This is a genomic window from Paracidovorax avenae ATCC 19860, assembly GCF_000176855.2.
Lineage (GTDB): Bacteria > Pseudomonadota > Gammaproteobacteria > Burkholderiales > Burkholderiaceae_C > Paracidovorax > Paracidovorax avenae.
In genome coordinates this window covers 992,710-1,005,868 of sequence record NC_015138.1, presented here as the reverse complement: position 1 = coordinate 1,005,868, position 13,159 = coordinate 992,710, and the positions used below count along the sequence as shown (strand labels likewise).

Sequence of the window (13,159 nt, the reverse complement as noted above, 5' to 3'; positions counted from 1 at the left end):
TGTCTCTTTTTTCTGTTCCGGTGCGCGTGCGTTACTTCACCGCGCCGAAAGTCAGGCCCTGCACCAGTTGCTTCTGGCTGAACCAGCCGAACACCACGATGGGCGCGATGGCCATCAGCGAGGCGGCGGAGAGCTTGGCCCAGAAGAGGCCTTCGGGGCTGGAGTAGGACGCGATCAGCGTGGCCAGCGTGCCGGCCTTGGCGGAGGTGAGGTTGAGCGCCCAGAAGGCCTCGTTCCAGCTCAGCACCAGGCACAAGAGGCCGGTGGAAGCCATGCCGCCCACCGACAGCGGCAGCACGACGTGGCGGAACTCGGTCCACAGGCTGGCGCCGTCCATGCGCGCGGCCTCCAGGATCTCGTGCGGAATGTCCTTGTAGGCGCTGTAGAGCATCCAGACCATGATGGGCAGGTTGGACAGCGTGAACACGATGGTGAGCGCGGTGAGCGAATCCAGCATGCCGGCGGTCTGCGCGAGCACGTAGATGGGCACCAGCGCGCCCACGGCCGGCATCATCTTGGTGGAGAGCATCCACATCAGGATGTCGCGCGTCCTGCGGGTGCGGAAGAAGGCCATCGAATACGCGGCGGGCGCGGCGATCAAGAGGCCCAGCACGGTGGACCCCACGCTGGTGATGAGCGAGTTGCGCGCATACAGCAGGTAGTCGCTGCGCCGCTGCACCTCGCTGAAGTTCTCCAGCGTGGGCTCGAAGACGAAGAGCGGCGGCACGTGGATGGCCTGCAGCTCGGTCTTGAAGGCGGTGAGGAACAGCCAGGCCAGGGGAAAGAACAGCACCAGCGCGGCGCCCCAGGCAGCCACGGTGCGGAGGGAAAGCGCCAGCGAGCCGCCGGCGGAAACTTGGGATTGCATGGTGGTTCCGTACCTTGTCAGTCCAGGTTCTTGCCGACGATGCGGATCAGGAACACCGCCACGATGTTGGCCAGCACGACGGCGAACAGCGCGCCCGCCGAGGCCACGCCCACGTCGAAGTTCATGAGCGCCTGCTTGAAGATCAGGTAGGTCATGTTGGTGCTGGCATTGCCTGGGCCGCCGCTGGTGGTGATGGCGATCTCGGCGAACACGCTCAGCAGGAAGATCATCTCGATCATGATGACCACCGCCATGGGCCGGCCCAGGTGGGGCAGCACCAGGTAGAAGAAGCGCTGGGGCGCGGTGGCGCCGTCCATGCGCGCGGCCTCCATCTGCTCGCGGTCCAGCGACTGCAGCGAGGTGATGAAGATCAGGCAGGCGAAGGGCAGCCATTGCCAGGCCACCATGACGATCACCGACAGCAGCGGGTAGTCGGTCATCCAGTCGATGGGCGTGGCGCCGAAGAAGCGCCACAGGTCGGCCAGGATGCCGTAGATGGGGTTCATCATCATGTGCTTCCACAGCAGCGCATTGACCGCGGGCATGACGAAGAAGGGCGAGATCAGCAGCACGCGCACGATGCCGCGCCCCGGGAAGGGCTCGTTCACCAGCAGGGCCAGCAGAACGCCCAGCACCAGCGTGATGCCGATCACGCTGCCGATGAGCAGCAGCGTATTCCACACCGACGGCCAGAAGTCCGGGTCGGTGATGAAGTATTCGAAGTTGTCCAGGCCCGCGAACGGATGCTCGCCAGGCTGCATGAGGTTGTAGCTGACGAACGAGAAGTACAGCGTCATCAGCAGCGGCACGATCATCCACGCGAACAGCGTGAGCACCGCAGGCGCCATCAGGGCGCGGGGCAGGAGTCTTTTCATGGCAGCCATCCGGCGAACGGGAACAGGGGACGGGCGGTGGGCGAACGCCCCGGGTCGATGGCCCCGGGCCTGGAGCGGATCACGGAACCCGGCGAAGCGGTTCTGGCGAGGCGCCGCATCGCAGGCAGCAGCAGCGCTACGACAAGATGCGGCAACGACGCCAGAAGGGTTCCGTGGGCCGCTCCTACTTGTAGTAGCCGGCCTTCTTCATGTCGCGCTCGGCCAGGGTCTGCGAGGTCTTCAGGGCCTGCTCGACCGTGACCTTGCCGGCCAGCGCGGCGCTCATCTGCTGGCCCACACCCACGCCGATGGCCTGGAACTCGGGGATGGCGGCGTACTGCACGCCGGCATAGGGCGACTTGGGCTGCGTGTTCTCGCCCGGGTTCGGGTTGGCGGATTCGATCGCCTTCAGCTCGGCCGCGGCGAAGGTGGCGACCTTCTGGAACTCGGGGTTGGCATAGGTGGACTTGCGGGTGCCGGTGGGCACGTTGCGCCAGCCCTCTTCCCTGGCCACCAGCTGGATGTACTCCTTGGACGTGGCCCAGCGGATGAACTTCTGCGCCGCCTCATCCTTGGTCGAGCTGGCCGGGATGGCCAGGTTCCACGACCACAGCCAGTTCGCGCCCTTGGCCGTGACGGCGACGGGGGCCTGGGCGAACGCCACCTTGTCGGCCACCTTGGACTGCTTGGGGTCGCTGATGAACGAGGCGGCGATGGTCGCATCCACCCAGGCCGCGCACTTGCCTTCGCTGAAGAGGGCCAGGTTCTCGTTGAAGCTGTTGGCCGACGCGCCGGGCGGGCCGTCCTTCTTCATCAGATCGACGTAGAAGCCGATGGCCTCCTTCCAGGGCTGGGTGTCGATCTGCGGCTTCCAGGCCATGTCGAACCACTGGCCGCCGTAGGTGTTGACCAGCGTGGACAGGAAGGCCATGTTGTCGCCCCAGCCCGGCTTGCCGCGCAGGCACATGCCATAGACGCCCGCCTTGGGATCGCCCGCCTTGTCAGCGAAGGCCTTCACCTCGGCCCAGGTCGGACGCTCGCCGAACTTCACGCCGGCCTTGTCGGCCAGATCCTTGCGGTACATGAGCATGGAGCTTTCGCCGTAGAAGGGGGCGGCGTAGAGCTTGCCCTCATGCGACAGTCCGCTGCGGATGGCGGGCAGCAGGTCGTCCACGTCGTAGGCCGCGTCGGTGGCGATGGGCTTGAGCCAGCCCTTCTTCGACCAGATCGGCGCCTCGTAAAGGCCGATGGTCATCACGTCGAACTGGCCGCCCTTGGTGGCGATGTCGGTGGTCACGCGCTGGCGCAGCGTGCCCTCTTCCAGGGTGACCCACTTGACCTTGATGTCGGGGTTGGCCTTCTCGAAGAAGGGGGTGAGCTTCTGCATCTCGATCATGTGGCCGTTGTTGACGGTCGCGATCACGAGTTCGGTGGCGGCATGGGACACGCCGGCTGCACCGGCCACGGCCAGGGCGAGGCCCGCTTTCAGAAAACGCTTCATGTTGTCTCCTTGGGTGAGCGACGCCCGCCTTCATGTCGAACAGGTCGCCGTGGAGTGGAATTCTGTCCAAGCCGCGTCGTCCCTGCTGGTACTCGCTTCACCCGGGCCGGTACTTTTTTGCACAGACTGCCTGGGATATTCCCTAATCCATGCAATACAGCATGGAAAACACCGCGCGGCGGCCGAAAGCAGACAGCCCGCATGGAGCGGGCTGTCGTGCTGGATGCAGGAGAAAAGGGAACGGCGCCGGGCCGCCGGCGCGTCAGACCTTGAACGCTCCCACCACCTGGATCAGCAGGCTGGTCTGCTCCTGCATCGAGCGCGCGGCCGCCGATACCTCTTCGACCAGCGCGGCGTTCTGCTGCGTGGTGGTGTCCAGCTGCGCGATCGCCTGGTTCACACGGTCGATGCCTTTGCTCTGCTCCACGCTGGCCGCCATGATCTCGCCCATGATCGCGGCCATGTTGGTGTTGGTGGCGATGATCTCCTGCATGGTCGTGCCGGCCTGCACCACGAGCGCGCTGCCGGATTCGACCTTGGCGACCGAATCCGCGATCAGGTGCTTGATGTCCTTGGCCGCCTCCGCACTGCGCTGTGCCAGGCTGCGCACTTCGCTGGCCACCACGGCGAAGCCCCGGCCCTGCTCACCCGCGCGGGCGGCTTCCACCGCGGCGTTCAGCGCCAGGATGTTGGTCTGGAACGCGATGCCGTCGATCACGCCGATGATGTCCACCACCTTTTTCGACGAGGCGCTGATCGAGTCCATGGTCTCGACCACGTTGCCGATCACCTGGCCGCCGCGCGTCGCCACCTGGAAGGCGTCCGTTGCCAGCCGGTTGGCCTGGTTGGCACTGTCGGCGTTCTGCTTGACGGTGCTGGTGATCTGGTCCATCGAACCGGCCGTCTCCTGCAGGAACGCGGCCTGTTCTTCGGTGCGTACGGACAGATCCTGGTTGCCGCTGGAGATCTCGCTGGACGCCGCCGCGATCGACGAGGCGCCATTCACCACCTGGCCCACCACGCCCTGCAGCCGCGCGATGAAGGCGTTGAAGCTCTGCGCGACCTCGCTGAATTCGGTGCCGCCCGTTTCGGGCAGCCGGCGCGTCAGGTCGGCTTCGCCGGCGGACAGTGCGTCGATGTTGGCCTTCAGCACGCTCAGGCGCCGCATGAAGAGGCGGATGCCCAGCACCATCAGCGCCAGCAGCACGATCGCCATGGGCACCTGCACGGCCGCCAGCTTGGTCAGGATGCGCTGGCTGTTCACCGCCAGCAGCGAGGCCGGAATGCTGGTGGCGATCAGCCACGGGCTGCCGGGAATCGGCTTCAGGAACAGCATCTGCGCGCCACCGTCCCCCTGGTAGGCCTGCTCCACCATGGCGCCGCCCTGCACCTGGGGCATCAGGCGCAGGATCTCTGCCGCCATGGGCGAGGTGGATGCGATCTCGGACAGGTTCTTCAGCACGATGTTGCCCTGGATGCGGCTGCTGTTGCTGACGATCTTGCCGTCGGCCTCCACGATCAGGATCTGGCCCTGGATCCTGGCCTCCATGTCGGCCACCAGCCGGTTGAAGAAGCCCAGCGTCACATCGATGGTGGACACGCCCCACAGCGTGTCGCCCTTGTAGATGGGCATGGCGCAATTGGTGCGCGGCTGCGGGCTGGCGGCGTCCTGGTAGGCCTTGGCCCACTTGCACTGGCCCTTGGGCGCCGTCTTGCCGTTCTCGTACCAGGGCTGCTCCCAGTACTTCAGCGACTCGGGCGAGTTCCAGTGGGTGTTCACGACCAGCTTGTTGCTGCCGTCGCGCGCGAAGAAAGTGCTGAACTTGTCGCGTCCCTGTTCGCGCTGGTTGGGCAGCGGCCAGATGCCGCCGCCGAACACGTTCGGGTCGCCGTACTGGTCCACCAGCCCGGGCTGCAGCACGTCGATCTGGTCGCTGGACAGCAACGCCACCGTCTGGGTGATGCTGCGCGACTGGGCCTCCACCTGCCGTAACTGCTCGCTGATGCGCACAGAAATCTGGTCCACGTTGGCGGCGGCAACCTTGCCCTCCAGCGCGGACAGGTCGGGTTTCACCGATAGCTGGATCACGGCAAACGTGCCGAGCAGCAGCAGAAAGAAGAACACGCAAATGAGGACGGAGAACCGTCGCTGGGTGGAGGCTGTGCGGAACATGGGCGGCTTGGGTGAGTGAAGCGAAAGTGGCGAGCCGAAGCTCAACAGTCGTTATCAACCAAGACTAAATGTTTCCAAAGGTGAAAAACCCGGACGCCGCCGATTTTTACTGTCCAGCCCGTGTAAAGACGGCGTTCTGTCTATTACCCGCCACGCCATCGGGCCCGGCAGCCCGTGCCCGGCACTTCGCCAGGCATTGCACCTGGACGCAATCACAGCGGGGAGCGAACGGCTGTGTGCCGTTTACCCTCCCTTGGCCTTGGCGCCGTGCGGCTATCGCAGGCGAGCCAGCAATCCAGCCGTCGAGCCGTCCAGCCCCTCGCCATCGCCCGAGGCCAGCCGTGGCTCCAGGTCCTTCGCCAGCACCTTGCCCAGTTCCACGCCCCACTGGTCGAAGCTGTTGATGCCCCACAGCGCGCCGCTCACGAAGACGCGGTGCTCGTAGAGCGCGATCAGCGCGCCCAGCGACGGGGGATCCAGCCGGTCCAGCACCAGGAAGGTGCTGGGCCGGTTGCCCGTGAAGCGGCGATGGCCGTCGTCGCTGGCCTTGCCCTGCATCAGCGCCTTGGCCTGCGCCAGGGCGTTGGCCACGAGGCGGGGATGCTGCTCCGGCAGGTCGCGGCCCGGTTCGCGCAGCACGATGAACTCCACCGGCAGGATGTCCGGTCCCTGGTGGATCATCTGGAAGAAAGCGTGCTGGCCGTTGGTGCCGGGTTCTCCCCAGACCACGGGCGAGGTGGCGAAGGGCAGCGTCTCCCCTTGCGCATCCACGCCCTTGCCGTTGCTCTCCATCTCCAGTTGCTGCAGGTAGGCCGGCAGCCGGCGCAGTGCGTGGCTGTAGGGCGCCACGCTGCGCGTCGCGAAGCCGTGGAAGTTGCGGTACCAGACATCCAGAAGGCCGAGTCGCACCGGCAGGTTGCGCTCCAGCGGCGCGGTGCGGAAGTGCGCGTCCATCGCGTGCGCGCCTGCCAGCAGGCCACGGAAGCCGTCGGCGCCCACGGCGATCGCGATGGGCAAACCGATGGCGGACCAGAGCGAATACCGCCCGCCCACCCAGTCCCAGAACCCGAACGTGGTCTGGATGCCGAAGGCGGCCGCGGCCTCCACGTTCGTGGTCAGCGCGGCGAAGTGGCGCTGCAATCCCTCTTCGCTGCCGCCCTGGGCCAGGAACCAGGCCCGCGCGGCATGCGCGTTGGTCATCGTCTCGGCGGTGGTGAAAGTCTTGGAGGCGACCAGGAACAGCGTGCTTTCCGGGCGCAGCGTGCGCAGCACGCCGCCCAGTTCCGCGCCGTCCACGTTGGAGACGAAATGCAGGCGCTTTCCCGGATGGCACAGGTCGTCCAGCGCCTTGGTCACCATCGACGGGCCCAGGTCGGAGCCGCCGATGCCGATGTTCACGATGTCGGTGGTGGCACCGTCGGCCCGAACGCGCTCGGCGAAGTCCAGCATGGCCTGCAGGGTGGCATGCACGTCGCGCAGGCCGGCGGCCACCACGCCGGATGCTTCATTCCCGGCGGGCTGCGCGGCCGGCGCCGGCTCACGCAGCAGCCAGTGCATCACCGCGCGCTGCTCCGTGTGGTTGATCGCCTCGCCCGCGAACATCGCGTCGCGCCAGCCCTCCAGGCCGCATTCGCGGGCCAGTTGCAGCAGCAGGGCTTCGGTGTCGGCGCCAATGCGGTTCTTGGACAGGTCGGCGAAGACGTACGGCGCTTCCTGGCTGAAGCGCCCGAAACGCTGCGGATCCGCCGCGAAGGCATCGCGGATGTCGAACCCACGGCCCGCGGCATCGTAATGGGCCTGCAGCGCGGCCCAGGCGGCGGTGCGGTCGCAGCGCACGCGTCCGGCAGCTTGGAGAGTCATCGCGGCGTCCCTCCTCAAGCGGCGAGAACCATCTGCTCGAGCCTGGCGGCGTCGGCAGCGAAGGCACGGATGCCCTCGGCCAGCTTCTCGGTCGCCATGGCATCGGCATTGAGCGCGTAGCGGAAGCCGGGCTCGTCGTACTGCACCGGCTGCAGCTCCAGGCTGCGTGCGGCGTCCGGGTCGAGCGCACGGGTGAGCGGCGCATCCGACGCGGCCAGTTGCGCCAGCAGTTCCGGCGCGATGGTCAGCAGGTCGCAGCCCGCCAGCGCGGTGATCTGCCCCACGTTGCGGAAGCTCGCGCCCATGACCTCGGTGCGGATGCCGAAATGCTTGTAGTACTGGTAGATCTGGCGCACCGACTGCACGCCGGGGTCGTTGGCACCGGACATCGCCGCCTCGTCCCACTGCGCGCCGGCCTGCTTCTTGTACCAGTCGTAGATGCGGCCCACGAAGGGCGAGATCAGCTGCACCTTTGCCGCGCCGCAGGCCACGGCCTGCACGGGCGAGAACAGCAGCGTGAGGTTGGTGTGGATGCCGCGCTGCTCCAGGATGCGTGCGGCCTCGATGCCTTCCCAGGTGGAGGCGATCTTGATCAGCACGCGGGAGGTGTCCACGCCCTCGGCCCGGTACAGGTCGATGATGCGCTCGCCGCGCGTCACCGTGGCCATGGTGTCGAACGAGAGGCGGGCGTCCACTTCGGTGGAGACGCGCCCGGGAATCAGCGACAGGATCTCGCAGCCGAAGCGCACGATCAGCCGGTCCATGATCTCGTCGAGCGGCCGTCCGCGCCAGCGCTCGACGGATTCCTGCAGCAGGGGGGCGTACTCGGCCTTCTGCACCGCCTTGAGGATCAGCGAGGGATTGGTGGTCGCATCCTGCGGCTGGTAGGCGCCGAGCTGTCGGAAATCGCCCGTGTCGGCCACCACCGTGGTGACCTGCTTGAGGGCGTCGAGTTGGTTCATGCAATCCTCCGGGGTTGGGTGGGGCGGGGGTGCGATGTCCCCGCTGCGCCACCCGCGAGTGTAGGCCCGTTGTAACCGGAGTTCCTGTCAGCCGGCACCTCAAGGTGAAACTCGGTAACATCGCACCATGGACCGCGGCTTGTCCCGCCGTCCCGGTTTCCTCACTCCAACCACCTCAGACATCGGGAGCGCAGCAGCAATGAGTTTCGATCTGGTCCTGTTCGGCGGCACGGGCGACCTGGCATGGCGCAAGCTGCTGCCGGCCCTTTTCCAGGCGTTCCGGCACGGATCGCTGCCGGAGGAAGGCCGCATCATCGGCGTGGCGCGGGACGACCTGAGCGATGCGGCCTACCGCGAACTCATCGCCAGCCGGTTCGCCGCGGTGGAAGGCGACAAGCGCCCCAACGCCGAGGAGTTCGAGCGCTTCGCCGCCCTGCTCCACTACCAGCGCATGGACCTGTCCAAGCCCGCCGACTACGCCGCGCTCGGGGCGCGCCTCGCCGAGCGGCAGGCCGACACCGTGGTGATGTACCTCGCGACCGCCCCGGGCCTGTTCACCACCGCCTGCGAGCAGCTCGGCGCCGCGGGGCTCGCCACGCCGCACACGCGCGTGGTGCTGGAAAAGCCCCTGGGCCACGACCTGGCCTCCAACCGCGCCATCAATGCCGCCGTGCGCCGCGTGTTCGACGAAGAGCAGATCTTCCGCATCGACCACTACCTGGGCAAGCCGTCGGTGCAGAACCTGCTGGCGCTGCGCTTCGGCAACGCCCTGTTCGAGCCGCTCTGGCGCCGCGAGACCGTGGCCAGCATCGAGATCACCATGGCCGAGAAGCTCGGCGTGGAAAAGCGCGGAGCCTTCTACGACGGCACGGGCGCGCTGCGCGACATGGTGCAGAACCACGCGCTGCAGCTGCTCTGCGCCATCGGCATGGAGCCGCCCATCAACGCCCATGCCGACGCCATCCGCGACGAAAAGCTCAAGGTGCTGCGCTCTCTGGTTCCCTGGACCCCCGCCACGCTGTCGCGGGACGTGGTGCGCGGCCAGTACACCGCCGGCTCGCTGGGCGGCGAGCGCGTGCGCGGCTATGCCGAGGAAGACGGCGTTCCCTCGGACAGCCGCACGGAAACCTTCGTGGCGCTGCGCACCGAGATCGCCAACTGGCGCTGGGCGGGCGTGCCGTTCTACGTCCGCACCGGCAAGCGGCTGGCCTCGCACGAGGCACATATCGCCATCAACTTCCGGCCCACGCCGCACGCGATCTACCGCACGCCGCTGGGCAGCGCCAACCGCCTGGTGATCCACCTGCAGCCGCGCGACGGCGTGGCGCTGCACCTCTTCGCCGCAGGCCAGGAAAAGCGCGGCATGCGCATCTCCGAAGTGCAGGCCCTGGCCCCCGTCCACCTGGACCTGGACTTCGAGCAGCGCTTCGGCACCGAGCGGGTGGGCGCCTACGAGCGCCTGCTGCTCGACGTGATCGCCGGGCGGCTGAACCTCTTCGTGCGCGCCGACGAGCAGGAAGCGGCATGGCGCTGGGTTGAGCCCATCATGCAATCCTGGCGCGATTCGGAAGACGGCCCACGGCCCTACGCCGCCGGCAGCTGGGGGCCCAGTGCCGCGAGCGCCATGGTGGCGCGCGAGGGGCATAGCTGGATGGAGGAGTCTTGAAACACCCCCCTGAGCGGCTGCGCCGCTTCCCCCCGCTCTCGCCGTGCGTCGCACGGCGGGCAGGGGGACGACGCCAGTGGCCCGGCGAAGCCGGTTCCACGGCGTCTGCTGGGGTGGCCTGCTCCGCGGCCATCGGAGCGGTGACACCGCGCCAGTTTCACGGGCTGTGGGCAGTGGCGCTCATTGTTCGAAACCAATGCGATGGACGGCATTCATGTCGACTCCAACGATCCACTGCCCCTCAATGGGCTCGGCCGACACGGTGGCAGGCGCATTGCCCTCCAGCCTTCGCGGGGGGCTGCTGACATGCTCGAGCGCATCACCGCCTCACTGCCTTCGCTGGCCCCCGCCGAACAGCGGGTGGGCCAGCTGGTGCTGCAGGACGCGCGTGCGTTCGCGCGTCTGCCGGTGCGGGAGCTGGCGGCGCGGGCGGGGGTGAGCAAGCCCACGGTGGTGCGGTTTTGCCGCAGCATGGGGTATGACGGGCTGGCAGATTTCAAGTTGAAGCTCGCCGGCAGCGTGAGCGAGGGCGTGCCGTTCATCCACCGCAGCGTGGACGCGGACGACAAGACCGGCGACGTGCTCGTGAAGGTCGTGGACAACGCCGTCGCCGCCTTCCTGCAGTACCGCAACGCGGCGAGCACCAAGGCCATCGAGCAGGCCGCGCAGGCGATCGCAGCCACCTGGCAGACGGGCCGGCGGATCGAGTTCTACGGCGCGGGCAATTCGGGCATCGTGGCGCAGGACGCGCAGCACAAGTTCTTCCGGCTGGGCGTGACCAGTCTTTCGACCAGCGACGGCCACATGCAGGTCATGAGCGCCACCCTGCTGGGGCCGGGCGACTGCGTGGTGATCGTCTCCAACTCCGGCCGCACGCGCGACCTGATGGACGCAGCCGATATCGCCCGCAAGAACGGCGCCACCACCATCGCCATCACCGCCAGCGGCTCGCCCCTCGCCAGCGCCTGCCACATCCACCTGGCGGCCGACCATCCGGAGGGCTACGACCGCTACAGCCCGATGGTTTCGCGCCTGCTGCACCTGCTCATCATCGACGTGCTCGCCACCTGCGTGGCACTGCGCATCGGCGAGCCGCTACAGCCGCGCCTGCAGCAGATGAAGGACAACCTCCGGGCCAAGCGCTATACGTGAAGCCCTCCCGCCCTCTCCCGGAACCACGCGATGCCACCGACCCCTGTCGTTGCGATCCACGTGCTGAACGCAGGCAATGAACTGGGCAACCACGTGGACGCCCTGCGCGCGGCACTGGAGCCCGTGACGGCATCCGTGGTGCCGCGGCTGCCGCTGCAGGGCGTCGATGTGGTGGTCTATCACGATCCCGCTTCCACCATTGCGGAACTGGGCGCAGGCGGGTACACGCCATCCGCTCACCGCGTGTTCCTGCCCATCGACGTGCGTCGCCACGAGGCCGACCCCACGGCGTTCGGCCACGCCCTGCGCAGCCTGCTGGCCCACGAGCTGCACCACTGCGCACGCTGGGGCGGCCCGGGCTACGGGAACACGCTGGGGGAAGCCCTGGTCAGCGAAGGGCTGGCGTGCCTGTTCGAATCGGAATTCGGGAGCAGCGGTCCGCCGTTTTATGCGCATTCGCTGTCACCGGCCCGGCTCGAGACGATCGTTCCACTCGCCCGCGCGCACCGGGACCGGACGGACTATGGACATGCGCAGTGGTTCTACGGGACCCAGCCGGACACGCTTCCGCGCCATGCAGGCTATGCGCTCGGATATGCCATGGCGGTGCGGCACGCCCGCCGGACCGGCCTTTCGGCTTCGGAACTGGTCCATGTTCCGGCTGCGGCGTTCTTCACAGAGCTGGATGGCGAGGAGTGAGCCCCTGCCTCGCCCATGTCCACCAGCGCCGCGGCGAAAGCCCCCGGCATCAGGAATCCCCGGGCGCCCAGCGTCCGAGCACCAGAGAGGCGTTCACACCGCCGAAGCCGAACCCGTTGACCAGGGCGTGTTGCAGCGGCATCGGACGTGCGCTTCCGGCCACCAGGTCGAGGCCCTCGGCGAGCGCATCGGGTTGCACGAGGTTGCGTGTCGCGGGCACCACCTGGTCGCGCAGCGCCAGCGCCGTGAAGATGGCGGCCACCGCCCCGGCAGCACCCAGCAGGTGACCCGTGGCAGCCTTGGTCGAGCTGATCGCGACCGTTCCTCCGAGCCCGAACAGGCTGCGGACCGCGGCCAGTTCCCCTCGGTCGCCCACGTAGGTGGAGGTGGCGTGGGCGTTCAGGTACTGCACCTGCTCCGGCGCCAGCCCCGCCTGTGCCAGGGCCAGCGCCATGGCGCGCCGCGCGCCGTCGCCGTCCTCCGGCCCGGAGGTGATGTGGTGTGCGTCGGCGGACGTGCCGTAACCCACCACCTCGGCCAGCGGCACCGCGCCGCGCGCGAGCGCGTGGTCCAGCGATTCGAGCACCAAAACGCCGGCCCCCTCCCCCATCACGAACCCGTCGCGCGCGGCATCGAAGGGCCGGGAGGCCTGGTCCGGCCGGTCCGCGAACGCGGTGGACAGGGCTTTCGCTGCGGCGAATCCACCCAGGCTGACGCGGTCGATGGCAGCTTCCGTGCCACCGCAGACGGCCACGTCGGCCTCCCCGGCCCGGATCATCCGGGCTCCGTCGCCCAGCGCCTGCACGCCCGCGGCGCAGGCCGTCACGGGTGCGCCCAGCGGGCCCTGGAAACCGTGGCGGATCGACACATGGCCAGCAGCCAGGTTGACGAGAAAAGACGGCACCGTGAAAGGCGAAAGGCGCTGAGGACCGCGCCCATCGGTGGTGCGCACGGCCTCGGCGATGGCCCCGAAGCCGCCGATACCTGAGGCGATCACGGTGGCAGTTCGCTCCCTGGAACGCGGGTCCGCCGGAGCCCAGGCGGCCTGCGCAAGCGCCTGCCGTGCCGCCTCCAGGGCCATGGGAATGAAACGATCCATCTTGCGCAGGTCTTTGGCGGACGCCGTCACGCCGGGCTCCCAGCCCCCTTCGGCATCTTCCGCCGGGGTCGGCACCGTGCCGCCGACTGCCGCATCCAGACCTTCCACCACGGCATCAGGCAGGCGCCGCAGGCCCGAACGGCCCTCCAGAAGCCGCCGCCACGCCAGTTCTGCCCCGCAACCCAGCGGGCATACCAGGCCCATGCCGGTGATGACCACGCGAGGCCTGCCCGGATGACCCGCCATGGGAGGGGAATGGTGGCCGCTGTCGCCGATGGCGGGAGTGGATGCAGAAAACATGGAA

General features: G+C 68.0%; 10 protein-coding genes. 3 read left to right on the top strand and 7 right to left on the bottom strand.

The genetic code is table 11. The features are described 5' to 3' along the window. Nucleotides 1-31: 31 nt before the first annotated feature. The 6 genes from ACAV_RS04415 to tal form a co-directional block, all read right to left on the bottom strand. Nucleotides 32-868: a carbohydrate ABC transporter permease gene (locus tag ACAV_RS04415; protein WP_013593372.1), complete on the bottom strand. Its 837-nt coding sequence runs from the start codon at nt 866-868 to the stop codon at nt 32-34. Nucleotides 869-885: 17 nt separating this feature from the next. After that, nucleotides 886-1,743, bottom strand: a complete 858-nt coding sequence (locus ACAV_RS04410; protein ID WP_013593371.1) for a carbohydrate ABC transporter permease — start codon at nt 1,741-1,743, stop codon at nt 886-888. Nucleotides 1,744-1,927: 184 nt separating this feature from the next. Further along, nucleotides 1,928-3,244, bottom strand: a complete 1,317-nt coding sequence (locus ACAV_RS04405) for an ABC transporter substrate-binding protein (RefSeq protein WP_013593370.1) — start codon at nt 3,242-3,244, stop codon at nt 1,928-1,930. Between the two features lie 262 nt (nt 3,245-3,506). Continuing rightward, nucleotides 3,507-5,417, bottom strand: a complete 1,911-nt coding sequence (locus ACAV_RS04400; protein ID WP_013593369.1) for a methyl-accepting chemotaxis protein — start codon at nt 5,415-5,417, stop codon at nt 3,507-3,509. 273 nt (nt 5,418-5,690) lie between these two features. Next, on the bottom strand, nt 5,691-7,277 hold the full coding sequence (pgi, locus tag ACAV_RS04395; protein WP_013593368.1) for a glucose-6-phosphate isomerase: 1,587 nt from the start codon (nt 7,275-7,277) through the stop codon (nt 5,691-5,693). Nucleotides 7,278-7,291: 14 nt separating this feature from the next. Then, a complete protein-coding gene (tal, locus tag ACAV_RS04390; protein ID WP_013593367.1) occupies nt 7,292-8,239 on the bottom strand; it encodes a transaldolase in 948 nt (315 codons plus the stop codon). A 199-nt stretch (nt 8,240-8,438) separates the two neighbouring features. Between tal and zwf the strand changes: the two genes are divergently transcribed. The 3 genes from zwf to ACAV_RS04375 all read left to right on the top strand — a co-directional run bounded on the left by zwf (nt 8,439) and on the right by ACAV_RS04375 (nt 11,756). Further along, on the top strand, nt 8,439-9,905 hold the full coding sequence (gene zwf / locus ACAV_RS04385; RefSeq protein ID WP_013593366.1) for a glucose-6-phosphate dehydrogenase: 1,467 nt from the start codon (nt 8,439-8,441) through the stop codon (nt 9,903-9,905). Between the two features lie 306 nt (nt 9,906-10,211). Continuing rightward, entirely contained in the window at nt 10,212-11,057 is an 846-nt protein-coding gene (locus tag ACAV_RS04380; RefSeq protein ID WP_013593365.1) for a MurR/RpiR family transcriptional regulator, read from the top strand. 30 nt (nt 11,058-11,087) lie between these two features. Next, entirely contained in the window at nt 11,088-11,756 is a 669-nt protein-coding gene (locus ACAV_RS04375) for a DUF2268 domain-containing putative Zn-dependent protease (protein WP_013593364.1), read from the top strand. Nucleotides 11,757-11,805: 49 nt separating this feature from the next. On the opposite strand, the gene fabF is transcribed toward ACAV_RS04375, so the two are convergent. Next, the gene (gene fabF, locus ACAV_RS04370) at nt 11,806-13,101 is read right to left on the bottom strand and encodes a beta-ketoacyl-ACP synthase II (RefSeq protein ID WP_041828567.1); all 1,296 of its coding nucleotides are present in this window, start codon (nt 13,099-13,101) and stop codon (nt 11,806-11,808) included. Nucleotides 13,102-13,159: the final 58 nt, after the last annotated feature.

Coding starts and splice junctions, on each gene's coding strand:
- ACAV_RS04415 (WP_013593372.1), bottom strand. CDS start 868: ATGCAATCCCAAGTTTCCGCCGGCGGCTCGCTGGCGCTTTCCCTCCGC.
- ACAV_RS04410 (WP_013593371.1), bottom strand. CDS start 1,743: ATGAAAAGACTCCTGCCCCGCGCCCTGATGGCGCCTGCGGTGCTCACG.
- ACAV_RS04405 (WP_013593370.1), bottom strand. CDS start 3,244: ATGAAGCGTTTTCTGAAAGCGGGCCTCGCCCTGGCCGTGGCCGGTGCA.
- ACAV_RS04400 (WP_013593369.1), bottom strand. CDS start 5,417: ATGTTCCGCACAGCCTCCACCCAGCGACGGTTCTCCGTCCTCATTTGC.
- pgi (WP_013593368.1), bottom strand. CDS start 7,277: ATGACTCTCCAAGCTGCCGGACGCGTGCGCTGCGACCGCACCGCCGCC.
- tal (WP_013593367.1), bottom strand. CDS start 8,239: ATGAACCAACTCGACGCCCTCAAGCAGGTCACCACGGTGGTGGCCGAC.
- zwf (WP_013593366.1), top strand. CDS start 8,439: ATGAGTTTCGATCTGGTCCTGTTCGGCGGCACGGGCGACCTGGCATGG.
- ACAV_RS04380 (WP_013593365.1), top strand. CDS start 10,212: ATGCTCGAGCGCATCACCGCCTCACTGCCTTCGCTGGCCCCCGCCGAA.
- ACAV_RS04375 (WP_013593364.1), top strand. CDS start 11,088: ATGCCACCGACCCCTGTCGTTGCGATCCACGTGCTGAACGCAGGCAAT.
- fabF (WP_041828567.1), bottom strand. CDS start 13,101: ATGGCGGGTCATCCGGGCAGGCCTCGCGTGGTCATCACCGGCATGGGC.